Consider the following 23,784-nt stretch of genomic DNA (forward strand, 5'->3'; position numbering starts at 1 on the left):
ACTGTTCCAGCATGATAAACGTAATCAAAGAAGGCATTGTTTTAGAAAAAACCGAATTAGGTTTTGAAATAGAAGGAGTACTCAACCCGGCGGTTATCAGGGATGGCAACCATATTCATATGTTTTACAGAGCTGTTGCCAAAGGAAATTATTCCTCCATTGGCTATTGCAAATTAAACAGTCATATGAGTGTTGAAGAACGCCTGGATGTGCCTGTTTTATTTCCTCAGTTTGATTATGAAAGTCATGGTCTGGAAGATCCCCGCATCGTAAAAATTGACCATTTATTCTATTTAACCTATACCGCCTTTGATGGTGTAAATGCATTAGCGGCACTGGCTGTTTCAACCGATTTGATTAATTGGGAAAAGAAAGGGCTTATTGTGCCGCAAATTGCATTTAAAGAATTTTACCGACTGGCGCAAACCAAAGGGAAAATCAATGAAAAATACCATCGGTATAACGAACACGAGAGTATCCGGGAGAAAAAAGGAAAACTGGTATTTGTATGGGACAAAAATGTGATTCCTTTCCCGAGAAGAATCAATGGAAAATTACATTTTCTGCACCGAATCAAACCCGATATCCAAATAGTAATTGTGGATGAGTTGGAAAATCTTACCGTTGAATTTTGGCAGAATTACTTTCTCCAATTTAATGACAATATCGTTTTGGCTTCCAAACACAAACACGAAATCAGTTACCTCGGCGGAGGCTGCCCTCCTATTGAAACCGAACAAGGCTGGCTGGTCATTTACCACAGCGTTTATGATACCGTAAAAGGATATGTGTATTGTGCCTGCGTAGCTCTGTTAGACCTAGGCAATCCAAAGAAAGAAATTGCCCGATTACCTTATCCGCTTTTCAAACCCGAACATGATTGGGAACTAAAAGGCGAAGTCAATAATGTTTGCTTTCCCACCGGTACAGTTACTGAAAATGACACTTTATATGTCTATTATGGTGCCGCCGATAAAAGAATCGCCTGTGCTTCGATGAGCTTATCTGAACTATTAAAAGAATTAATCTTAAACAGTATTCCCAATGAAAAATAGAAGCCTCAATACCAACTTTCCGGGAATCCTATGTGTTACCTCCTATCCGCCCAGAGAATGTGGCATTGCTACTTATTCTCAGGATTTGGTTAGCGCGTTAAAAAATAAATTTGGAAAATCATTCCAAATCAACATCTGTGCTTTGGAACATCAAAGTGATAAGCTTTTGTATCCAAAGGAAGTCAAATACATTTTAGCAACAGACAATACAGCATCTTATACTGAAATTGCCAAAAAAATCAATGAAAATCAAATGATCCAAATGGTCTTGGTACAACATGAGTTCGGGTTATTCAAAAACTATGAAGACCATTTTCTGAAGTTCTTAAAAGAACTAAACAAACCCATCATAGTTGCTTTTCACACGGTTTTGCCAAAACCAAATGACAGCTTAAAACAATTGGTCAAAACAATCGAAACCATTGCACAATCTATTATTGTGATGACCAAAACCTCTGCTGAAATTCTGGTCGAGGATTACGGAATGGAAAATACTCCAATTGAAATCATTCCACACGGAACGCATTTGGTTGAGCATTTGGACAAAGAAACCTTAAAAGAGAAACACCATTTGAGCGGTAGAACAGTATTGGCCACTTTCGGGTTGCTGAGCGCCGGAAAATGCATTGAGACCAGTATTAGTGCCTTGCGCCTTATTGTTAAAAGATATCCTGATGTATTGTTTCTCGTAATTGGGAAAACACATCCCAATGTACTCAAAGAAGAAGGTGAACGCTACCGCGATATGCTAAAGGATAAAACCGAAGCGCTTGATTTGCAATACAATGTCAAATTCATTAACCGATATTTATCGCTTACGGATTTACTTGAATATTTACAATTGACCGACATCTATCTCTTCACTTCCAAAGACCGAAATCAAGCTGTCAGCGGCACTTTTTCTTATGCTTTGAGCTGTGGCTGTCCCATCATCTCTACACCTATTCCTCATGCCAATGAAGTATTGCAAGATGAAACCGGGATTATAGTAGATTTTGAAAACCCAAAACAACTCGCACGAAATGTCATTAATTTGATTGAAGATAATGAATTGTGTTCAAGTATTTCGGCCAATGGAATTCACAAAATAGCCCCAACCGTTTGGGAAAACTCTGCTATTGCCCATGCATTACTTTTTCAAAATATAGCTGATAACAAACTATCACTCACATACAAAATCCCTGAAATCAATCTGAATCACATTAAGAAAATGACAACCGATTTTGGCATGATTCAGTTTTCCAATATCAACCAACCGGATATCGAATCGGGATATACTTTAGATGACAATGCACGGGCTTTAGTAGCGATGTGCCAACATTATGCCTTAAAACAAGACGAAACTGATTTAGAATACATCCATCTTTATTTCAACTTTATCAAACAATGTTTGCAAGACGAGAATTACTTTCTGAATTATATAGATAGAAATAAAAAATTCACCAAACAAAACAGCGAAACCAATTTATCCGATTCCAATGGAAGAGCCATTTGGGCTTTAGGTTATCTGATTTCCCATAGCGATATATTGCCCAACGAATTGGTACAAGAAGCAAAAGTTATAATGAAGTCGGCGTTGTCTAATGTTTTAAATATTCATTCGCCCAGGGCTATGGCGTTTATCATAAAAGGGATTTTTTACAGCAATACCAAGAACAACAAACCATCTAACTTGCTTCTGATTAAACATTTAGCCGATAAGTTGGTGCAAATGTACAAGCACGAAGCCAAAGAAAAATGGCAATGGTTTGAAAGTTATCTAACCTATGGCAACAGTATTTTATCCGAAGCGATGTTGTGTGCCTATTTGACATTGGGCACAACTATTTACAAAGAAATTGCCGTCATCTCCTTTGATTTTTTATTGTCTAAAATTTTTACTGAAGACAGTATAAAAGTCATTTCCAACAAAGGTTGGCTGAATAACAATGAGGAAACGCATGAAGAGAAAATCGGTGGCGAACAACCTATTGACGTTGCTTATACCATTATGGCATTAAGCAAATTCTATGATGCTTTCCACGATGAAGAATACGTATTGAAAATGAGAATTGCTTTCAATTGGTTTCTTGGTAAAAATCATTTGAACCAAATCATTTACAATCCTTGTACCGGCGGTTGTTATGATGGCTTAGAAGAAAATTATATCAATTTAAACCAAGGAGCAGAATCAACAGTAAGTTATTTAATGGCGCGTTTGACCATTGAACAGTATTTGAAAACCAAAGAAAAAAAAGACCTCAAATCGAGCAAATTGAAAACTATTCGTTATCCCAAAGCCAACAAAAAAAAGAATAATATATCACTTTAAATCATAGAAAATGACCTTCTCGAAAAAACACAAACCAACACCCAAAAAAACAGTAATGGTCAAAAATTCGACTATTGCTGATACCAGTAACAAATCGCCCTATTCAAAGCAGAATCTCAAAAAGAAATTCAATGAGTTTGGTGACAATGACTCATTATAAAAAACTAAAATAAAACCCATGATTACGACACCCAAAATAGGAATCTCTGAAGCCAATTTAAAGAAAAGTACTTTGCTTCTATCGACTGTATTAGCTGATGAAATGACTTTGTATATCAAGACCAGAAAATTCCATTGGAATATCGTGGGCAATAGCTTTATGGAATTACACAAGTTGTTCGAATCTCAATACAAGGAGTTTGAAGAAATCATCGATGAAGTAGCCGAAAGAATCAATAAGTTGGGAAGCAAAACCATTGGTACCATGAAAGAGTTTTCAAAACTCACCCGATTGGTTGAACACGAAAACAAATACCCATTGCAAAAAGACATGATTCAGGAGCTTTTATCCGACAATGAAACACTTATTATGGAAATCAGAAAAGATATCGATACTTGTTCGGAAGAAAGCCATGACGCCGGTTCTGCCGATTTACTTACCAAAATTCTCCAACAACACGAAACAATGGCTTGGGTTTTAAGACGTTATTTAAGCTAGACACTATAAATTTATGTTTGCAGCACTAAAAAATATTTTTACTGATATAGGCCATATGACCTTGTTCACCACGAGATTTTTCAAAGAGGTATTTTCACCTCCTTTTCAAATCAACGAATTTATCAGACAATGCTATGTGGTTGGTTACAAGTCATTACCCTTAATAACCATCACTGGGTTTATCATGGGCTTAGTACTCACTATACAATCGCGTCCGACCATGGCTAAGTTTGGCGCTGAGTCCTGGTTGCCCAGTATGGTTTCGCTTTCATTGATAAGGGAAATTGCTCCGGTAATTACCGCTCTTATCTGTGCCGGGAAAATTGCTTCGGGGATTGGAGCCGAATTGGGATCCATGAAAGTAACCGAACAAATCGATGCAATGGAAGTATCAGCAGTCAATCCTTATAAATATCTGGTCGTAACCCGAATTTTAGCCACTACCCTGATGATTCCTATTTTGGTTATTTATGCTGATTTCATTGGGATTATTGGTGGTTATATTGGGTATAATGTTCATGGAGAAATGACAATGTACCGTTATTTTGTAGGGGTTTTTGAACATCTGGAATTTTTAGATGTACTACCGGCTACAATTAAGACTTTCTTCTTCGGATTTTTCATTGGATTGATCGGGTGCTATAAAGGTTTTAATGCTTCCAGTGGAACAGCCAGTGTGGGTGTAGCGGCCAATTCTGCCGTGGTTACTGCATCGCTTTCAATATTTATTATTGATATGTTGGCCGTACAAATAACTGATTTATTCTTCTAACCATGGAAAAGAACACACCAGTCATCGCGATTACTAATTTGCACAAAGCCTTTGGAGACAACGAAGTATTAAACGGTGTCAATATTACCGTGAGTAAAGGAGAAGACGTTGTAATACTCGGTCGATCCGGCACAGGTAAATCAGTGACCATTAAATGCCTGGTCGGATTAGAAAAAGCGGATGAAGGAGAAATAAAAGTATTTGGCACTGATATTACAAAAGTAAATGACCGTGAACTGAATGAAATCAGAACACGAATTGGCTTTATGTTCCAAAACGGTGCGTTGTATGACTCCATGTCGGTAAGGCAAAACCTAACGTTTACCTTAAAACATCACGAAAAGGATATCACCAAAGAAGATATTGAAACGCGGATTACGGAAGCTTTAGACAATGTAGGGTTACTTGAAGCCATTGACAAAATGCCTTCGGAACTTTCCGGCGGTATGCGAAAAAGAATAGGCATGGCACGAACGTTAATCATCAAACCTGAAATCATCCTATATGATGAGCCAACTTCGGGTTTGGATACCATTACCGCCAGGGAAATCAGTGAATTGATGATTTCAGTACAGAAAAAATACAAAACCACTTCGTTGGTGATCACCCATGATATGGCCTGTGCCAAACTCACCGGCAATCGGATTATGATCCTGAAAGACGGTGTGATTAATGCTGAAGGCACTTATGCCGAATTGGAAAAAAGCAAAGATCCTTGGGTAAAATCATTTTTTGTTTAATTTAATAAAGAGAACCATGAATAAAAAAACTGAATATGTATGGAAACTAGGAATGTTTGTCATCATTGGAGCTGTGCTCTTTGTGGTGTCCATTTATGTAATCGGTCAAAACAGAAACTTGTTTAGCGAGACCTTCCAATTAAAATCTCATTTCAGCAATGTTAGTGGATTGAAAGTGGGCAACAGCGTTCGCTTTTCCGGAATTAATGTAGGTACGGTTCAATCCATTGAATTTCTTTCAGACACCTCAGTGGTTGTATCGGTAGTGATTGAAGAAGACGTTCATAAGTATATCAAATCAGATGCTATGGCCAGCATTGGTACTGATGGATTAATGGGTGATAAAGTATTGACCATTTCTCCCGGATCAGCCTCCAAAGTTATTGTAAAAAACAATGGAATTATTGCTTCAACCAAAGCTGTCGAAATAGAAGACCTTATGCAAAGTGTCAAAGTAAGTGTTGACAATGCGCAGGTTATTACCTATGAGTTAGCGGAATTCACTTCAAAAATGAATAATGAAAACAGTATGCTATCTAAATTGGTCAACGATGATAAAATGGGTAAATCACTTGATGCCACTTTGGCCAATATGCAAAATGCTACCAAAGGATTGAATGAAAATATGGAAGCGGCCAAACACAATTTTCTGCTAAAAGGTTATTTCAACAAAAAGAAAAAAGCGGAAGAGAAAAAGAAAAAAGAATTGGAAGAAAAAGAGAAAAAGAAAAAGGAACTCGAGGAAAAAAAGAAAAAAGAGATAGAAAAAAAGAAGCTTTCTGAAGAAGAGAAATAGCCCCAAATGAAAATTATGAAACATTATCGAAATATTATATAACGCTTTCGGTATTGTAAATGTTGAAATTTGTAATGTAATTAATCTACTTATTAACTAAATACAAAAAAAATGAAAAAGATAATCTTAATGTTGGCAATTGCTACAATCGGAATCACATTCTATGCATGTAGTGACGACAATTCAGGTTCGGATGGAAGTTATGCTTACAAAGTCCGTTTAACCGATGCGCCGGGGCCATTCAGCGAAGTGAATGTTGATATACAGTCTGTTGTAGTAACCGGTAGTAACGGAGAAGCGGTAACTTTAAATACCGAAGCGGGAATTTATAATCTTCTCGATTTCACCAATGGTGCCGATACGCTTATTGCTACAAGCACCTTAACTGATTCCAGAGTTGAGCAAATACGCTTGATTTTAGGACCAAATAATACAGTTGTACTTGATGGCGTAACCTATCCGTTGAGTACGCCAAGTGCTGAACAATCAGGATTAAAACTTCAGATACACCAGGATTTGTTGGCAGATATCGACAACAGCATTATACTTGATTTCGATGCCAATGCTTCAATTATCCAAACCGGTAACGGCACTTATAAATTGAAACCGGTATTAAGACCAGTTATAGCCGCAATATCCGGAAGCATTAAAGGAAGTGTTTCACCAGCCGGTACTTTAGCCATGATTACGGTTACCTCAGCAGACACTTTGTTGGTATATACCAGTAATGCAGATGCAGAAGGTAATTTCCAGGTATCGGGATTACCGGCCGGAACATATACTGTAACCATAACGCCTGTTTTACCACTGTTGCCTGTTGTACAAACAGATGTGGCAGTTACCGTTGGAGCCAGCACAGATATAGGCGTCATAGCCTTTTAAAAGAACTCTATGAAAATGATTTTTGTTCTTGAATCCTGAAAAGAGGTTGTTCTTTCTGGTTGTTACTTAAAAATCATGAGGCTTAAATATTGTCCTCAAGAATTGATTGCCGACATGATTTTATTTGAATTAGTTATACAGCAATTAATGTAACAACCTCTTTTCAATTTTCAAACAAAAATTATTTCAGTCAACAACTGTTTGCCTCAAAACGACAGCAATAAAAAGCACCAAAACTATGGTGCTTTTTTTAACTCTAAAAATAAATTAGTCATGGAAACAGAAGAAAAAATAAGCGCAGATATACTTAAGTTAACAATGACAATCAGAGATGATTATCCTGAATTATCAAAGTATTTAAATGAAATGGAAGTAACTATACCCTCTGTAGCTACTCCTAAAATGACAAACAAAGTACTATTGGAATATTATAATTCTTTAGAAACAATGCTCAAAGAATACGTTCCCAATCATAAATAACTCAAAATTGTAATCATGAAAAAATTGGGTATCTACATCGACCAATCGTCTGCCAATTTAATTGAGCTGACGGTTGATATTCTAGAAAAGAAGTCGGCTGACTCTCTTGATGAAAAACAACTTGAAGGAAAAAATGAAAATCATATTGAATTCAAGGAAGTCCATTTACAAAATTACTATTTCAAAAAATTGAGCGAATGCATACTTTACTATAATGAAGTCTTGCTTTTTGGAAAATCAAATGCCATCACCAAACTTTTTGATATGATTTCCTATGACAATCGATTTTACAATATCAATATTGCTCTAAAACAGACCGATAACATGACATACAAAGAGCAAAATGATTTTGTGTCTGACTTCTTCCTATTGGAACAATTATGAAAAAAGTATATGTGCAAATCGAACGCAGCTTTGAAAAACTAACTTCAATTGCTACAAAAATATTAGGAAACTCTATTTCATTTCTTCTGGCTCTTGCTATGGTTTTATTCTGGTGGACAACTAGTTTGTTTAAATCCAATAACCTTCATGATAACATCGGTGATTTCATTTTTGGTACAACCTTCCTAAGCTTGTTTATCATTCAAAAATCATTTAACCGTTATTCTGCATTGATCCATTTGAAGGTAAACGAATTGATTTCTTCTACGGAAACAGCTAATAATGCTGTAATGAATGACAGTGAAAAAACCGAACACGAAATCAGAAAACTGGCTCAAGAATATATTGAAGCTGAGGAAGAAATCATTGATTCCAAGATTAATCATAAAAGAAGTAAAAAAATAAGTGTGAATAATGTAAGGATAACCCCTAAACATATAAGATAAACTGCATTAGTGTACACTACCTTTATGTCAGCCTAAACCATTAGGAATTAATCAACTAAAAAACCATTGTCATGAGCAACTTACTTTATACCGTCGCAGTTATATTAATCATTTTATGGGCTATAGGATACTTTGCTTATAGTGCAGGACAACTGATTCATATTTTACTGATTATCGCCATAATCGCAATCGTACTGAGATTGATACAAGGGCGTAAAATTTAAACTATAGATAACCACAATGCAAAAATGCCCCACAATGTGAGGCATTTTTTTATTTAACGAAAATCTCTTTCAACTGACCGATGATGTTACCGGAACCGGAAATGGTGATTTCTCCAATTCTGTCCGCGATTTTCTCTACGTATTCCATCTCTTTCAATTTCCACAACATTTCGTTTTCTTCCATCAATTTGGCGGTGTTCAACATGCTTCTTACCGTCGCAGTTTCTTCACGTCTCATGATGCTGTTGGCCTGAGCTTTTTTCTCAGCCACCAAAACCTGATTCATGATCTCTTTCATATCACCCGGTAAGATAACATCTCTGATACCCGCATCGGATACGACCAAACCTAAATCCTTGATCTTGGCTGCAGATTCTTCCAAAATGCTTGTTGCCATAGCATCTTTTCTGACCAACAATTCGTCCAAAGTAAAAGCACCCACAAAAGCTCTCAAAGCCAACTGCATGGTGACATACAATTGCTTGTCGAAGTCTTTGTTGTTTACCAAAGCTTTCATCACATCAACTACCTGGTATTTTACAAAGAAGTTGATACGCAATGCGGCTTTGTCTTTGGTCAACAATTCCTGACCGGAGATTTCCATTTGTTGTTGTCTTACATCGACGTTCTTTACTTCTACCGCAATGGCATTCTGCCAGAAGTAGTAAGCACCCGCAGTCAATTCTTTGACAAACAAACCGTTTACAAACAACAAACCTTTTTCATAGTTCATCACGTTAAAACGTCTGGTGTATGCTCTTACTTTGATGTTTTCCAACAAAGTCAACGGAATTTGTTCCGTGATGGTCACTTTAGACAAATCGGCTTTTACAAACTCGTTTTTTACATAGCCTTTCCAGAAAGCGTAACGACCGGTAGTCAATACTTCCTTAAAGATACCGTTTACAAAGTACAACGCGATTTCGTTATCGGCTACTTCTACCACTTCCAACAAAGCCGCCAATTCTGCATTTTGCAACAAGATGGTCAATTCCACCGGAGCCACAAAGGATTGTTTCATCTCGTACATCAAGACTTCTTTGTTACCCCACAACCAGTAAGTACCATCTTGCAATACCCTGATTAATTTTTTATTTTCAAATACCAAACCCACTTGGTAGGCATTGATTGTAATTCTGTTCAACATAATTATTCAATTTTTTAATTCAACATTTTTTTAAATAAGAAAACCATTGGCCTTCATCCTCCGGCAATGACGGAAAACATAGCGTTATATAATCCCTTGAAAAGGTTTTGCCTTATTTTTCACAAACCGAAATCATTAGGTCGTTTTCAGTTGCAATCAAATGCAAAAGCCAGTCAAATCATAAATAACCAACTCTATTCTCTGGTCTTGTCGCGAGCGCAAAATTTGAACACTTATTCTTGTTTTACCGACAAAGACCAAATGGTTTTCTTTGGAGCATTCTTTAATGAGCGAATGCAGCTCGGACTAACAGATTTCAAGTCTGCTGGTGACAACCGCTGTCAAACCGATCGAATTCGGTGAAGGATTCGAACCTCCGTATCCATTCTATTGTTCTAACCAACTGAACTATTTCCTAAATGACAGTTAGGAAAGTGGGAATCGAACCCACGACCCATAGATCCTTATGGTAGATAGTTTTTTGGGAAACTACCTGAAAACCTCCAAGTCAAGTTGCATAGTAAAACATCATGCTTCTCAGCAACGTTTACCACAATAGTGCTATGCAGAAACACCCAACAGGACCCGCTTAGTATTGTTATACATTCGAAATAAGCCATAGTCATCCACCCAAAGAATTTAGCATTCTCTGTACAATAACGAAAACTTGTTTAAAATGATTTAGAAAAGCCTATTCTATGCCCATTCTTTTTTGATGCTCTTTGTCACGCTGGTCAATCGCGCCAAATGGACTTCCTTTAAAATAGCCGATATTCTCAAAGCCATTTTCTTCGGTTATAAGCGATTCTTTCTTGGTTACCGCTCCGGTATACTTAGAACCGTAATCCCCTGTCAGTTTTCCGGTCGCCGGATCTAAATCTCCCCACTTCGGTGGCTTACCATTATAGATAGGTTCTACAAAATAGGTAATGCCGGTAATTCTCGATTTCATTATAAACCTTCCCGTTTCATCGGTATTGGTTAAAAATCGTTTTAAAATGTCTCGTTTCATAATCACATTTTTTAAATTATACATTCACTTTTTGTAAACCCTTTTCTGCTAATAATGGTAACGGAATTATTAGTTTCAAAAGAAAAGCTAATTTACATTTTTTTAAAAATCTGTGGAACAGATTAGAATTGAACTAATACCTCCGGTTCTTCAGACCGGCGTGCACACCAAGTACACCACCATTCCTTTACAGTGGAAACAATAGAATTCGAACCTATTCAGCCTTACAGCAACAGATTTACAGTCTGCCCCAACTCTCCCACTTTGGCGTGTTTCCAATTTTGCGGCTTATACGGGAATCGAACCCGTTTCTCCCGAGAGACAGTCGGGAAGGTTAGCCAGTAACCCCAATAAGCCTGATTCCTTTCTACAGAACATTATTTTATTTACAAACTAAAGTTTGAGTACCTGAAGCCCACTAGGCTTCCTCCTCTTAATCTCAAATCGAGAGACAGTCGGGAAGGTTAGCCAGTAACCCCAATAAGCCTTTGTTCCTTTCTAAAAACATCTATTTACGTCACTTCGAGTGGCTCCGCCTTTTACGGAGATGTATCGAGAAGCTTGTGATTCCGGGAGGACTCGAACCTCCAACCCACTATTTAAAAGATAGCTGCTCTAACCATTTAAGCTACAAAATCTTTGTTTGCGATTCTGGCAGGACTTGAACCTGCAACCCTTGGGTTAACAACCCACCGCTCTGCCATTGAGCTACAAAATCATTTGTGACCTTGAAAGGATTCGAACCCCTAACCTGCTGAGTCGTATTCAGCTGCTCTTCCAATTGAGCTACAAAGCCTTTGATATTAAGAGGAGGAAGCCTGGCGGCCTTCAGGTACATCAGCTTAAGCTTATTAATACCTCCAAAACCATCAATAAAAAGCATAAAAAAAGCACCTCGTTAAAGGTGCTTCATATCATGACATAAGGTACTACTACCCTATGACCTATGCTTATGCACCTGCTTATCCTGAAACCCAAAATCCTCATTCGGGCTTGATTGTATTTTATTTATAAATGCTGCTTTCATAACATTCTTTTTTTGTTGCGTATCGCTATATCGTAAATCCAGTGTTCTCATAATTTAATTCTTTTGATCTGCCTTCTGCAGTCTGTAACCTGATATCTAAATTTCTTCGGCAAAGATAATGTCAAAAAAATCTAACCACCAAATCTTTTTTGAATTTATTTTATTGATTATCAATTAGTTAGAATATGTTTAAAAGCATAGAAATCCTTGTCCGCCACATTGGGCAGGGTCTTAAAATTACCAATTGACTGTCTCTCATTGGATTACTCTTCAAGGCTATATTTCGCTATTTGGTTTACGCATCAAACATTTTTTTTAAACTTTTTTTCATTTTTTGTTATTAGTCACTTATTGGCACAAAAAAAGCGCCCTTTTTCAAGGACGCTTCTGCTATATTGATCAATTTAAATTGCTTAATTATTGCTTTTCAAACCATAATACATACTACGTCCCAATCGTTCCAAAGGATAAAATCCTTTCAAACAATCATTGATTAGTGCTCTTTGTGAGCGGTTCATATGTACTATACTGTTTCTCATTTCTGGGCAAATATAACTGTTTTTATTTTGATTATACCAAAAAGTCAGATTCCAGACGTTGTCTGAATCGGTCTATCGGCTTCAAATCGACATTGGTTTCCTCATCATCAATGTCAAAAGGATCATCCAAACCACGAATCAACAGATACAAATAACAAAACAAAAAAGTGATGGCCGATGTCACGAGATAATCAGCGGCAGGCGATTTAAACTTAGTAATTAACAACAATGACATTACAATAACCAAAATGCTCCTAAGTAAGGTATAAGCCGGTTGGATAAAGTTGTTTCGCGATATAGAGTACGCTCTGGTCAATTGCTTGCGCATGGCATTGGTATTTTCCTGTATGCCTTTGATGGCTTCCTTGTCTACGCCGCGTTCGGCAAAATAGTAGGCAATCTCATTTGATTTTCTAATCAATGGAAAAATGACATTCGAATCCTTTTCATTGGAATAAATCCAGGCAATAATCCCATCGGTAATCGTTAGCATTTCTTTGCGTAAAAAAACACTGTTCAATGGTTCCTTACACAAATCAGTCGTTCCGGTTCGTGGTGCCTTGAAAGCCAAATAAATCCAGTCTTTTATCGCCTCCAGATTGGATGCCACTTCACCGGGTATGCGCTCGCTTTCCTTAAAATCAGACATGGTGGCTGCCAGTAACAATCCAAAAACAAAAAAAGCACCGGTAAAAATGATGGTAATATCAGACAACTCTATCAAATCATGGAAATCCTGACCATAAACAGACAGGCTTTTAAAAACAAAATTCTTTAAGCTCAGAATGACTGCTGCGGCAATTAAGGACTTTATGATGATGGAACGGTTGAAAAGTTTCTTCATTTCTTTTTTTTTGGTAAATTTAGAAAAAGAGTTCCTCACTTTGAATAGTTAGTAATAAATTTACAGCAAAGATTACAAGCGGTCAACCACCAATACTTTTTTATGAGAACCCTACTCCTACTACTTCTAACTATTATTGCAACCAGCTGTAAAGAATCTGAATTCAAAACAGAATGGACCAAAGAACAAGCGCCTGAAACTTTCACCGCTGTGTTTGAAACCACCAAAGGCGACTTTGAAATTGAAGTCACCCGAAGTTGGTCACCGCACGCAGCCGACAGGTTGTACCAATTGATCAAACACAATTATTATGAGAATGCTATTTTTTATCGCGTGGTACCCGACTTTGTAGCGCAATTTGGCAATACCGATGTAAACAATATGGAAGACTGGCGATCGGTTGCCATTCCCGACGAACCGGTACTACATTCCAATACAAGAGGCACTGTGAGCTTTGCCCGTTTTGGAAAAGACTCCCGTGATTTGGAGGTGTTTATCAACCTGAAAGACAATACCGTTTTGGATACGCTTGATTTTGAAGGTGTAAAAGGATTTACCCCTTTGGGCAATGTAAAAAAAGGAATGGAAGTCGTTGAGGCGCTGTATTCGGGCTATGCCGAAGAACCGATGGCCGATTCCAACTTATATAAAAACCGTTCCCTTTTTTATCAGACCTTTCCAAAATTGGATTTGATTAAAAAGACGTATTTAATTGAAAAAGATTAGAAGAAAATAGAGAATAGAATTAGACTTTTATTAATCTACACAATCTATTCTCAATGTTCTATTTTTATACTCTTATTTACACCACCGCCTCTTTATTATACTTACCTCTATATTCCACCGGCGACATCCCTGTTATCTTTCTAAACACTTCCCTAAACGCTTTGATATCGGAATAACCCACTTCATACATCACTTCGTTAATCGTTTTGCGGGTCGTTTCAAAAGCTTTCTTGGCCGATTCAATTTTAACGCGTTGTGAATATTCAACTGGAGTATTGCCCGTGGCCTTTATAAATCGCCTGTCAAAGTTTCTTCTACCTACTGAGAATTTATCTGCTAAATGCTCTACAGATATCTTTTCGTGCAGGTTATTTTCAATAAACGTCTGTGCCTGTTGTACCATTTCATCGCCGTGCTGTTTTTGTCCGGTGAATATGATAAAAGGCGATTGACTATTTCTGTCCATTTCAATCTGGCAAAGTTTAGCACAATAAATGGCGGTTTGTCGATCAAAATATTTCTCAATCAGATAAACAATCAGATTCAGAAACGAAAATGCACCTCCATTGGTATAGATGCCATTTTCATCAGTAATGAGTTTGTCGGTTTGTAAATTGACTTTCGGAAACATCGCACGAAATGTATTATCAGCAGCCCAATGTGTCGAACAACGTCTGCCATCCAACAAACCTGAAGAAGCCAACAAAAAAGCACCAGTACACATGGATGCAACTTCGGCTCCTTCTTTATACTGTTTAGCCATCCAGTCAATAATGGGTTGGTTTTGCTGAATGGAATACTGATAATCCCGATTGTCCAAGGCTCCAATAATAATAAGGTCAGTTTTGGTTACCCGTTCGATATTGGTATGTGGCTTGATCGTGAATATTCCCTCATAAAATTCAACCGCATCTGAAATCCCAACCAATTGAATCTTGAGTAAGTCTTCTCCGTGGATTCCTTTCCAATAGGCATTGGCATACGTAAAAACTTTATAGGTGCAGACAATGCTGCTTATTTTACTATGTCCAACAGGAACCAATATACTAAGGTGTTTCATTTGTCGTTTCTATTTTTTTTAATGGTTAAGTGCAATTCACCTAAATACCTTCATTTTAAATAAAACAATTGCTTAAGGCTCATTTCATAATATTTCTTTTAACAAAGATAATTATTTGTGTTGTCCAAATCAACCCGTCTTAATGTCTATTTCACACACTATCAGCGTGGTAGTTAAGCCCTAAATTTGTATCAGACAAAATAAATAACTAAAAACTAAAACAATGAATCCAACTCAAACCATGGTTAAAATGACATTCGATAGATGGAATGCGCTAATAAAACAATTTGATGATACACTAAACAACCTGACTGATGAACAACTCCAAAAAGAAATTGCGCCCGGTAAAAACAGAGGTATTTACCTATTGGGACATCTCATCGCTGTGCATGACGATATGATTCGATTGCTCGATTTTGGCAACAAATTATACCCCGAATTGTATGAGCCGTTTATCACTGAATCTGATAAGTCGGTAGTGGAATTGCCTACTGCTGTTGATTTAAGAGCGAAATGGAACCGCATGAATCAGGTGTTAAACCAAAAGTTCAGCCAGCTGCAACCCGAACAGTGGTTTGAAAAACATACTGCGGTAACTGCAGAAGAATTTGTCAATGAACCACACCGCAACAAACTAAACATTATGGTTACCCGTACAAGTCATTTGGCTTGGCATACAGGACAGTTTATTTTACTTAAATAATCATACCATGAAAGCAGCAGATTTCACTTATACGCTCACTACAGACAAAACCCCGGAAGAAGTATTTCAGGCAATTACCCAAGTGCGAACTTGGTGGTTCGGACTTTACGATGAAGTTATAAAAGGTGGCACCGAAAAACTCAACGATGAGTTTAGCTTTCGTGCCGGTGATGGTGTTCACTATTCTAAACATAAATTAGTGGAAGTCATTCCCAATCAAAAGATCGTTTGGCTTGTCACCGACAGTGATTTCAATTTTGTAAAAAAGAATGATGAATGGACCGGCACCAAAGTAATCTTTGACATATCCCAAAAAGACGGTAAAACCCAATTGACCTTTACTCATGAAGGCTTAACCCCCGAAATTGAATGTTATAACGCCTGTGCGCCGGCATGGACACAGTATTTACAGGAGAAGTTATTGCCCTTAATCAATACCGGTAAAAAACAATCAGGAACTAATCATTAAAAAAAACAACCATGAAAAATCAAAATTATACCACTACCATTGTGGTAGAGCAGTCTCCGGGAGAAGTGTTTAATGCCATCAACAATGTCAGAGGTTGGTGGAGCGAAAACATCAAAGGTAGCACAGATATGCTCAATGCCGAGTTTTTATATAACTATAAAGACGTTCATATCTGTAAGATGAAAATCATTGAATTCATCCCCAACCAAACAGTAGTGTGGCATGTATTGGAAAACCATTTCAATTTTACCAACGACAAGACCGAATGGAAAGATGACAAGATCCTATTTGAAATTTCAGAAGTAAACGGCAAAACCCAACTGCAGTTTACCCACGTGGGTTTAACACCCGAATATGAATGTTTTGATGTGTGTAACGATGCCTGGACAAGTTATATCCATGGCAGCCTGCAAAACCTCATCACCAAAGGAAAAGGTAACCCCAATTCTAAAGAAGAAGACCTCAATCAGGAGTTGATTGAGAAATGGAACTTGCCTGTGAAGTAAGAGAAAAAAAGAAGCAAGAAGCAAGAGAAAAGATAAACCTGCTTCTTGCTTCTTGCTTCTTGCCTCTCACAGCTGCTTCTTTCAAATTATCGTATATTTGAAATAATAACCAAAACAACACCCTATGAAAATTGCCATTTTGATTGATGGAGATAATGCTCAGGCCTCCCTGTTGAAGGAAATCATTGCCGAGGTGAGTAAACACGGTAAAGCCACGATACGCAGGATTTATGGAGACTGGACTACACATACCATGAACAGCTGGAAGAATCCGTTGAACGAGTTTTCCATCAGTCCGGTTCAGAAATTTGCCTACAGCAGTGGCAAGAATTCCACCGACAGCGCGATGATTATTGATGCCATGGACATACTGCACAACAAAAATGTGGATGGCTTTTGTATCGTATCCAGCGATAGCGACTATACGGGCTTGGCCAAAAGAATAAGAGAAGAAGGACTTTTTGTAATGGGTATAGGAAGAAAAACCACACCCATAGCCTTTCAGACATCCTGTGAGATATTTACCTATACCGAAATTTTACAGATTGAAGAAGAAAATGAGGAAAAGCCGGCAACCGCCAAAGAAGTAATGGACACTGCTCCCAAAACCTTAACCAGAAAGGCTGCAGTTAAAAAGAAAGAAAGTAGCAACGTTTCAAAAGATGTAAAGCCCATCATCATTAGCAAACTAACCCCAGACGACATGGCCAAGATTGACAAAGCCTTTAAAATTGCCCTTAATGAGGATGATGCAATATTAATTTCAAAAATTGGTTTGGCCCTCAGACAGATAGACCCTAGTTTTGATTCAAGGACTTTTGGCTATAAAAACCTAACGCAGTTGTTTGAAAAACTGGACAAATACCAGCTCATCAAGAATGAGGTTAATGGTATTAATTACCCTATTGTAAAGCTCCGCTAATCGTTTTTAAGTAAACACTTTACATTTTTTATTGGGGAATGAAATTATATTATATTTGAAAAAAAAATCAAAATGAGAAATGCACTTTTAATCCTGTTCTTTACCCTGTTCACCTGTTCCCTCTCGGCACAGGAAGCAAAGAAAAACCAAAAAGCAGTGATCAAAACAACTTTATATTGTAACCATTGCAAAGTCTGTGAAACCTGTGGTAAAAATTTTCAAACCAACCTGTTGAAAATAAAAGGGGTAAAAATGTATGAACACGATGATAAGGAAATGACCATCACGGTGTATTACAATGCCCAAAAAACCGATTTGCAGACCATTAAGGTTGCCATTTCCAAAATGGGCTATGATGCCGACGAGGTAAAGGCTGATGTAGCTGCCTATGAGCAATTGGACGGTTGCTGTAAAAAAGAATAATATAGAATCATTTCATTACAACATAAATAAAGCAGCTCCTTTCAGGGGCTGTTTTTTTTTGACATCAGTAGTAAATTCCTTTGAATAAATCATAAAAGAAAAGAACAATGGAAGATTGTCCATCTTCACGCCTAGGGTTTGAAGAAAGAGGACTAAATCTATTCTCTATTTTCTTTATTCTATTTTCTTTCCTCTTTTCTATCTGCTTTTAATTAATTCTGCTATTTTTATGTTCTCTTTAAATCCGATATGAAAAGACATCTCAAATACATTGACGGCAACTCAGATAAATTTTGGCAGATAGAAGTTAGCGGTGTGCAATTCACCGTTACCTATGGCAAGAACGGCACCAGCGGTGTATCACAAACCAAAAGCTTTGCCACCGAAGACGAATCGCTTAAAACTGCCGAAAAGTTATTGGCGGAAAAAATCAAAAAAGGCTATTCAGAAAATGGCGAAGTGATTGCAACCACAGCCAGTACTACAGTGAAGCAGGGAAAAAAAAACGACACCAATGTTTTTCTCAAGGAGTATGACCAAATCATAAAATCAAGAAACATTGCGCAGCTTCTGCCCTTTCTACAGGAAAATGCCAAAGGCAATGTGGAAGTCTTAAAAAACCATATCAAAAAGTGCAAGCGCTATTGGATGACTTATATTGACCTAAACGAGGATCCTGAATATAAAACCCGGGAAAAATACCATTGGGGAACCAGAGGCGATAAAACTCAAATTGAAATTATCAGTTTAAGCGCTGTGGCTCTTTTCAATAAAACGGATATTGCCGCATGGGATGAAGTAGTGGATATTTTAAGAAATGCAGACAAACCTCATATTCTCGAAATACTGTTATGGGCAAAACCCAACTGGACAACCGCTTTTATCCTTGACAAAATCAAAAAACAGGACTGGATGACTTTTGATTATCAGAAGCTTCGGTTTTTAGAATCAAAGGAGATTATCAGTTATAATCCGGAACTCTTTGCCATCTGTTTGGCTTCTTTTAATGACTGGAACGCAACGATTAAGACACCCGAATACATCAAATATATTGTTGGCGATAAAACAGCCTGCGAGAGAGATGTGCCCGAATTGTTTAATTATGAAACCAATCTTCAGAACAGCTTCTATAGAATTAATGATACTGATAAATACAATGAAAACAGTACCTGGGAATTAGGATACAAATCCTTGTTGGCAGAAAAGAAAATGGCCATTCCGTTTTTTGTGGAAAATGCGCTGTTGATCCAAACCAAAGAATGGAACAACAACCTGAAATCCTTTTACCGAAAGAGAATTGACGAACTCAACCTCACGGCCGAGGATTTGATTCCTTTCCAGGATAATATCTTTCCTTTTCTACATAATCCTTATCCGCCCATTACAACCTACGGGATGGAATTGATTAAGGTCATGCAGGAACATCCAAAGTTTAAAGCAAAGGCTTTTATCGAATGGTTGGAACCAACGATGATGCGAAGCGATTGCAAAGCGGCTATCAAACTCGCATTGCCTGTATTGGAAAAACTGGTTAAGGCCAATCCGAAGCTTAGTAAAACAGTGGCCAATATAATAGCTGATGTCTTTATGATTGCAGATTTGAATTTGCAGGAGAGAGCCGCTAAAATTCTGGTAAAGACAGCGTCTAAAAAAGACACAGAACTCAGTGACAAACTATCAAGCTATGCCGCGTTAATACAAAGTCCGGTAAAAGGCATTTTAAGTACATTTTTTGATGAAGAACTATTGGCGGTAGATGAAGCAACATTGGAAGCCTATACTTATAATTCTCAAAAAGCAAAAGTACTGCTCGAAGAAGTAACGCTGCCCAAAGACTGGAATGATATTGTATACCAATTTGGAAGCTTTATCACATCTGATGAAGTATTGGACACCGAAATACTGTTGAATGCCTATATTACACAAAGACATTTATTCCCAGGGGATTTTACCAAACAATTACAGCCTTATGAAAAGCAATTAGACAAGTCATATTTTGAAGCAATTCACAAAAGTTTTGCGGCGGTGTTTTTTGAACACAAAGTAAAAACCATCGTGGGCAGAATAAAAATAATCGATAACTCTTATTCAGAATTAAAGACACTCAAATTAATCAATCTCTTTATCAATAAGGTTCAGGATAAAATAGACATCAGTTCAACCATACCTTTGTTGTCATTTCCCACACACAAACCGCATTGGGTAGCACCAAAAGTTTTACTGGAAAGAATTATAGAACATCAAAAATCGCAGGAAAGCATTATGGCAGTCGATTTAGCAGTGGCCATTGCCCGAATGCCGAGAGAGAATATAGAAGAAGCGTTGCCTTTGCTAGAGGAAATAAATGGTGAGATCAAAGACATTATGGCTTTCTGTTTGGGTGTGACCAAAGAAATAAAAATAGAAACCGGTTCACTGCTCAACCGATTCATCTCAACCATTGGCATACCATGGAAAAACAATGAAATCATAGCGTTTTGGGCAGTCGCCGCCAGAACATTTTATCCCGAAGAAACATTTGAAATCTTTGAAAAAACACATCTCAAAGGGATTCCGTTTGTGGCAAAACCATTAGAGCCCGAGTTTTTCTTTAAGGAAGAATGGTATGAGTCTGTAAACTATTTCACCAAGAAAAAAGAAAGAAGTCCGTCATGGTACGAACTCCGTTTCAAAATGCCCGATGTAAAAGCACCCGATAATCCGCTGCTCTACAGTTTAGACATTTATAAAAGAGAATGGGGTTGGTATCATATGCTTAACTTTACAGGCAATACTTACTATTGGCACAGCCTGATGCCACAAAATAATGATCCGCTGGCTTATACTTTGTTAAGAACCGTTTGCCGCACAGCCGATGGTAGCAATCCCGAACTCACAGGATACCTGAACATTGTAAACCAGCCCGGGTTTACGTTTTCCAACGCTACCTTAATGACGTTTGCCTGTTGCTTTTTCCAGGAAAAAAAGGAAGTACGATTACTGGCCGCAGAAGTGTTAATCAACTTAATTGAAAACAGAACTGTCGACATCGAGGCGCTGGCCAATAAAATGGCTTTCCTGGCTTCCAATAGATATGGCGTATTCCAGCGTTTAGCCGAAGGATTGGCAACCTTAAAAGATGTATCAGCCCTACACAATCATGCCTTATATTTGCTAATGGATACTGTCTTTAAAAACCTCGATGTAAAAGATAAGCTCCCGACAAATTTCAAAAAGATAGTAGAAAACTATGTCGATGTATTGTCCAAAACCAATCAAAAGCCATCACCGGAAGCCTTAACATTCTTTAGGCAATGGAAAGACAATGCTACGCTAAAATCGTTATTAAAAGAAATAATCAAGTAATCATGACCGATTTACAATACAATTATAAAGCCGTTTCCACCTATACCAAAGCCAAAGGCATCAACAACCTGGTTTTGGCACACCAAACAGAAATTGAGGAAGTAAACAATATTCCATGTTTCTTTTGGGGAAGCCTTACAGAACCTTATGTCACTGCCAAGTGCTGGACTACCATTGCCAAAGTAGTGCGCTCCAGTTTTGGACCTTTGCCGCCAAGCCTTCGCGATCCTATAGTTTCTGCCGGTACCGAGCGAATGCGTTTTGAAGGTTTCTCTTCCTGTAATGGGGTTTATGTGCGATTGGATATGAAACCCGAAGCGGTTGATGGAGAATTCCTGGCGAACGGAACGACCAATGTAGATTTTAATGACCCGATGCTGAATGCCTTAAACGCGATTCAGAAAAATGAAAAAGTAACCTTAGCGGTCGGACAACAGGAAGTTCAGGTCATAACCTCAAAAACCAAAGTCGTCGAAAAAAAGGTAACCCTGCCCATGCGTTGGATAAAAGGACTAACCAGTGTGCAATTGTATTTGGCCGATATGGAAATGCAGTTTGAACTCAATAAGATTCAAACCATACAGCTTTTTCAAACCTTACCCAAAGGCAATGTAAAGGGAGAATTTTTTATCACCAAAAGAGCCGGCAAGTTCATGTTTTCCACTTTGGCTACTGTCGATAGTGTTAGGATTGGAGGTATTCACCGTTTGCGATTGCTTGAAGGTGTTTTGGCTATAGTCGATAAAATCTTTATTTATGAATCGTCCGATAAGGAAACCTGTGCAGTGGTTTGTGAATTTGGGAAAATGCAATTGCTCATGGCTTTTTCTCCCGATGCCTACAGAGGATTTTCGGGTGAAGGAAAAGCACTCGAAAACATGACCGAAGACTTACCGGTGGAATGGGTTTATGGCTTAAACAGTTTGCTGAAATCAAACGAAACCTTTAACCCTACTATGCTTTCGATAGAAAATGATATTGATTTCGGCACTATGGAAAACCTGACGGCTAATTTATCTTCAATGGGATTATTGGGTTACGATGTTGCCGAAAGAACCCATTTTTATCGACGTTTGCCTTTCAAGACAGAACGTATTTTGAGTTTGAATCCAAGACTTAAAAACGCCAAAAAAATCATTGACAACGAAGACATCAGCATCATAAAAAAATCGGCTCACTATATCGAAGCCAATGTAAAAGGAACCGGTGTAACCCATAAAGTCACCATAGACGGCGAAAGTCAGCGTTGTACCTGCGATTGGTTTACTGCCTATCAGGGAAAACGAGGCATTTGCAAACACATCCTCGCGGTTAAGATGAGCAGCTAGTTTCAATGGCTAAATAGGTTGGCAAACCTTAAAACACCGCACTTTTCAATTTTAACAAAAAAAATACACAATTTAGTATGCGCGCATAATATTTTTTATTATCTTTGTTATTCTTATGACAAAGCTATGAAAGATAAAACGATAGATTATATACTCCGCGCTACCTGGCAAGCCGTTGCCCGTATGTACAACGAAGAAGCTTCAAAGTTTGAAGGTTCTATGGCGATTGGTTTTGCCTTATTGAGCATCGATAAAGAAGAAGGAACACCATCCACCTTTATCAGTTCCCGCATGGGAATGGAAGCTACCAGCTTAACCAGAACACTAAAAACCTTAGAGGAAAAGGGACTTATCGTTCGCAAAAAAAACCCGGAAGACGGACGCGGTGTTCTCATTTATCTTACGCCGCTGGGAAAAGAAATGAGAGAACAGTCTAAGCAAACGGTTTTAAAGTTCAATGAGACCATCAGAAAGAACATCACCGAAGAAAAACTACAGCACTTTATTGAAGTGGCTGATACCATCAATGAACTGATTTCGGAGAAAAAAATATTTTAAATAAAAGAGTAAAGAATATAGAGAATAGAAAATAGATTTTACTGTTTAAAGAAAATGAGACACAATTATAAAAACTTAAAAATTTGGCAATTAGGTATTGAAATTACCAATGACATTTCAGATATCCTACAAGAGTTTCCAAAGCATGAGCGATATGATTTGAGTTCTCAATTAAGCAGATGTTCTGTTTCAATTCCCAGTAATATTGCAGAAGGTTCGTCAAGAACTGATAAATCTTTCAGCCATTTTATTGACATTTCTCTAGGCTCTTCTTTTGAATTGATAACTCAACTATTAGTTGCAAAACACAGAAAATATATAAACGAAATAATTTTTAACCAATTAGAAAGTAAAATAGAAGAGTTTCAACGAATGACAATGTCATTTCAAAACGGGCTGCAATAAAGTCTATTCTCTATATTTTATT

Annotated in this window: 26 protein-coding genes and 5 tRNA genes; 22 read left to right on the forward strand and 9 right to left on the reverse strand. The window is 37.6% G+C overall.

The window, feature by feature from the left end:
- The first annotated feature begins 11 nt into the window (after nucleotides 1-11).
- From P1K33_RS10570 to P1K33_RS10625, 12 genes are all read left to right on the forward strand, one after another.
- Nucleotides 12-1,055: a glycoside hydrolase family 130 protein gene (locus P1K33_RS10570; RefSeq protein WP_284652938.1), complete on the forward strand. Its 1,044-nt coding sequence runs from the start codon at nucleotides 12-14 to the stop codon at nucleotides 1,053-1,055.
- A complete protein-coding gene (locus P1K33_RS10575) occupies nucleotides 1,045-3,366 on the forward strand; it encodes a glycosyltransferase (RefSeq protein WP_284652939.1) in 2,322 nt (773 codons plus the stop codon). The genes P1K33_RS10570 and P1K33_RS10575 overlap by 11 nt, the downstream gene beginning before the upstream one ends.
- Nucleotides 3,367-3,376: 10 nt before the next feature.
- Nucleotides 3,377-3,526 (forward strand): hypothetical protein, encoded by a 150-nt coding sequence (locus P1K33_RS10580; protein WP_284652940.1) that lies wholly within the window; start codon nucleotides 3,377-3,379, stop codon nucleotides 3,524-3,526.
- Nucleotides 3,527-3,544: 18 nt separating this feature from the next.
- A complete protein-coding gene (locus tag P1K33_RS10585) occupies nucleotides 3,545-4,024 on the forward strand; it encodes a Dps family protein (protein ID WP_284652941.1) in 480 nt (159 codons plus the stop codon).
- Nucleotides 4,025-4,037: 13 nt separating this feature from the next.
- A complete protein-coding gene (locus tag P1K33_RS10590; protein WP_284652942.1) occupies nucleotides 4,038-4,796 on the forward strand; it encodes an MlaE family ABC transporter permease in 759 nt (252 codons plus the stop codon).
- 2 nt (nucleotides 4,797-4,798) lie between these two features.
- On the forward strand, nucleotides 4,799-5,536 hold the full coding sequence (locus P1K33_RS10595) for an ABC transporter ATP-binding protein (protein WP_284652943.1): 738 nt from the start codon (nucleotides 4,799-4,801) through the stop codon (nucleotides 5,534-5,536).
- 16 nt (nucleotides 5,537-5,552) lie between these two features.
- Nucleotides 5,553-6,332: an MlaD family protein gene (locus P1K33_RS10600; RefSeq protein ID WP_284652944.1), complete on the forward strand. Its 780-nt coding sequence runs from the start codon at nucleotides 5,553-5,555 to the stop codon at nucleotides 6,330-6,332.
- Nucleotides 6,333-6,443: 111 nt separating this feature from the next.
- Nucleotides 6,444-7,214 carry a DUF4382 domain-containing protein gene (locus P1K33_RS10605; protein ID WP_284652945.1) on the forward strand — a complete coding sequence of 257 codons (771 nt, stop codon included), beginning with the start codon at nucleotides 6,444-6,446 and terminating at the stop codon, nucleotides 7,212-7,214.
- Between the two features lie 273 nt (nucleotides 7,215-7,487).
- On the forward strand, nucleotides 7,488-7,694 hold the full coding sequence (locus P1K33_RS10610) for a hypothetical protein (protein WP_284652946.1): 207 nt from the start codon (nucleotides 7,488-7,490) through the stop codon (nucleotides 7,692-7,694).
- Nucleotides 7,695-7,709: 15 nt separating this feature from the next.
- Entirely contained in the window at nucleotides 7,710-8,078 is a 369-nt protein-coding gene (locus P1K33_RS10615; protein ID WP_284652948.1) for a hypothetical protein, read from the forward strand.
- Nucleotides 8,075-8,524, forward strand: coding sequence for a low affinity iron permease family protein (locus P1K33_RS10620; protein ID WP_284652950.1), 450 nt, complete (start codon nucleotides 8,075-8,077; stop codon nucleotides 8,522-8,524). The genes P1K33_RS10615 and P1K33_RS10620 overlap by 4 nt, the downstream gene beginning before the upstream one ends.
- A gap of 71 nt (nucleotides 8,525-8,595) precedes the next feature.
- Nucleotides 8,596-8,748 (forward strand): lmo0937 family membrane protein, encoded by a 153-nt coding sequence (locus tag P1K33_RS10625; protein ID WP_284652951.1) that lies wholly within the window; start codon nucleotides 8,596-8,598, stop codon nucleotides 8,746-8,748.
- Between the two features lie 49 nt (nucleotides 8,749-8,797).
- Here the strand turns inward: P1K33_RS10625 and P1K33_RS10630 are convergent, their stop codons facing one another.
- The 8 genes from P1K33_RS10630 to P1K33_RS10665 all read right to left on the reverse strand — a co-directional run bounded on the left by P1K33_RS10630 (nucleotide 8,798) and on the right by P1K33_RS10665 (nucleotide 13,317).
- Nucleotides 8,798-9,895, reverse strand: coding sequence for a slipin family protein (locus P1K33_RS10630; protein ID WP_284652952.1), 1,098 nt, complete (start codon nucleotides 9,893-9,895; stop codon nucleotides 8,798-8,800).
- Nucleotides 9,896-10,586: 691 nt separating this feature from the next.
- Nucleotides 10,587-10,907, reverse strand: a complete 321-nt coding sequence (locus P1K33_RS10635; RefSeq protein ID WP_284652953.1) for a hypothetical protein — start codon at nucleotides 10,905-10,907, stop codon at nucleotides 10,587-10,589.
- 113 nt (nucleotides 10,908-11,020) lie between these two features.
- Nucleotides 11,021-11,093: transfer RNA gene (locus P1K33_RS10640), tRNA-Phe, on the reverse strand.
- Between the two features lie 98 nt (nucleotides 11,094-11,191).
- A tRNA-Asp gene (locus P1K33_RS10645) sits at nucleotides 11,192-11,264 on the reverse strand.
- A 207-nt stretch (nucleotides 11,265-11,471) separates the two neighbouring features.
- Nucleotides 11,472-11,545: transfer RNA gene (locus P1K33_RS10650), tRNA-Lys, on the reverse strand.
- 8 nt (nucleotides 11,546-11,553) lie between these two features.
- Nucleotides 11,554-11,625 (reverse strand) — tRNA-Asn (locus P1K33_RS10655).
- Between the two features lie 5 nt (nucleotides 11,626-11,630).
- Nucleotides 11,631-11,703, reverse strand: a tRNA-Arg gene (locus P1K33_RS10660).
- A gap of 801 nt (nucleotides 11,704-12,504) precedes the next feature.
- On the reverse strand, nucleotides 12,505-13,317 hold the full coding sequence (locus P1K33_RS10665) for a hypothetical protein (protein WP_284652954.1): 813 nt from the start codon (nucleotides 13,315-13,317) through the stop codon (nucleotides 12,505-12,507).
- A gap of 102 nt (nucleotides 13,318-13,419) precedes the next feature.
- Here P1K33_RS10665 and P1K33_RS10670 point away from each other — a divergent pair, with 102 nt between their 5' ends.
- Nucleotides 13,420-14,043: a peptidylprolyl isomerase gene (locus tag P1K33_RS10670; protein WP_284652955.1), complete on the forward strand. Its 624-nt coding sequence runs from the start codon at nucleotides 13,420-13,422 to the stop codon at nucleotides 14,041-14,043.
- Between the two features lie 76 nt (nucleotides 14,044-14,119).
- Here P1K33_RS10670 and P1K33_RS10675 read toward each other — a convergent pair whose 3' ends face one another.
- A complete protein-coding gene (locus P1K33_RS10675) occupies nucleotides 14,120-15,103 on the reverse strand; it encodes a GlxA family transcriptional regulator (RefSeq protein ID WP_284652956.1) in 984 nt (327 codons plus the stop codon).
- Between the two features lie 223 nt (nucleotides 15,104-15,326).
- On the opposite strand from P1K33_RS10675, the gene P1K33_RS10680 reads away from it, so the two are divergent.
- The 9 genes from P1K33_RS10680 to P1K33_RS10720 all read left to right on the forward strand — a co-directional run bounded on the left by P1K33_RS10680 (nucleotide 15,327) and on the right by P1K33_RS10720 (nucleotide 23,762).
- Entirely contained in the window at nucleotides 15,327-15,806 is a 480-nt protein-coding gene (locus tag P1K33_RS10680; protein WP_284652957.1) for a DinB family protein, read from the forward strand.
- Nucleotides 15,807-15,813: 7 nt separating this feature from the next.
- Nucleotides 15,814-16,275: an SRPBCC family protein gene (locus P1K33_RS10685; RefSeq protein ID WP_284652958.1), complete on the forward strand. Its 462-nt coding sequence runs from the start codon at nucleotides 15,814-15,816 to the stop codon at nucleotides 16,273-16,275.
- A gap of 11 nt (nucleotides 16,276-16,286) precedes the next feature.
- On the forward strand, nucleotides 16,287-16,781 hold the full coding sequence (locus tag P1K33_RS10690; RefSeq protein WP_284652959.1) for an SRPBCC family protein: 495 nt from the start codon (nucleotides 16,287-16,289) through the stop codon (nucleotides 16,779-16,781).
- 124 nt (nucleotides 16,782-16,905) lie between these two features.
- Complete coding sequence (locus P1K33_RS10695) at nucleotides 16,906-17,703, forward strand: NYN domain-containing protein (protein ID WP_284652960.1); 798 nt, start codon at nucleotides 16,906-16,908, stop codon at nucleotides 17,701-17,703.
- A gap of 72 nt (nucleotides 17,704-17,775) precedes the next feature.
- Entirely contained in the window at nucleotides 17,776-18,126 is a 351-nt protein-coding gene (locus tag P1K33_RS10700) for a heavy-metal-associated domain-containing protein (RefSeq protein WP_284652961.1), read from the forward strand.
- 249 nt (nucleotides 18,127-18,375) lie between these two features.
- Nucleotides 18,376-21,471 (forward strand): DUF6493 family protein, encoded by a 3,096-nt coding sequence (locus P1K33_RS10705; protein WP_284652962.1) that lies wholly within the window; start codon nucleotides 18,376-18,378, stop codon nucleotides 21,469-21,471.
- Between the two features lie 2 nt (nucleotides 21,472-21,473).
- On the forward strand, nucleotides 21,474-22,799 hold the full coding sequence (locus P1K33_RS10710; RefSeq protein ID WP_284652963.1) for an SWIM zinc finger family protein: 1,326 nt from the start codon (nucleotides 21,474-21,476) through the stop codon (nucleotides 22,797-22,799).
- 126 nt (nucleotides 22,800-22,925) lie between these two features.
- On the forward strand, nucleotides 22,926-23,357 hold the full coding sequence (locus P1K33_RS10715; protein ID WP_284652964.1) for a MarR family winged helix-turn-helix transcriptional regulator: 432 nt from the start codon (nucleotides 22,926-22,928) through the stop codon (nucleotides 23,355-23,357).
- Nucleotides 23,358-23,411: 54 nt separating this feature from the next.
- Complete coding sequence (locus tag P1K33_RS10720) at nucleotides 23,412-23,762, forward strand: four helix bundle protein (RefSeq protein ID WP_284652965.1); 351 nt, start codon at nucleotides 23,412-23,414, stop codon at nucleotides 23,760-23,762.
- Nucleotides 23,763-23,784 lie beyond the last annotated feature (22 nt).

Source organism: Flavobacterium terrisoli, from assembly GCF_030167905.1.
Lineage (GTDB): Bacteria > Bacteroidota > Bacteroidia > Flavobacteriales > Flavobacteriaceae > Flavobacterium > Flavobacterium terrisoli.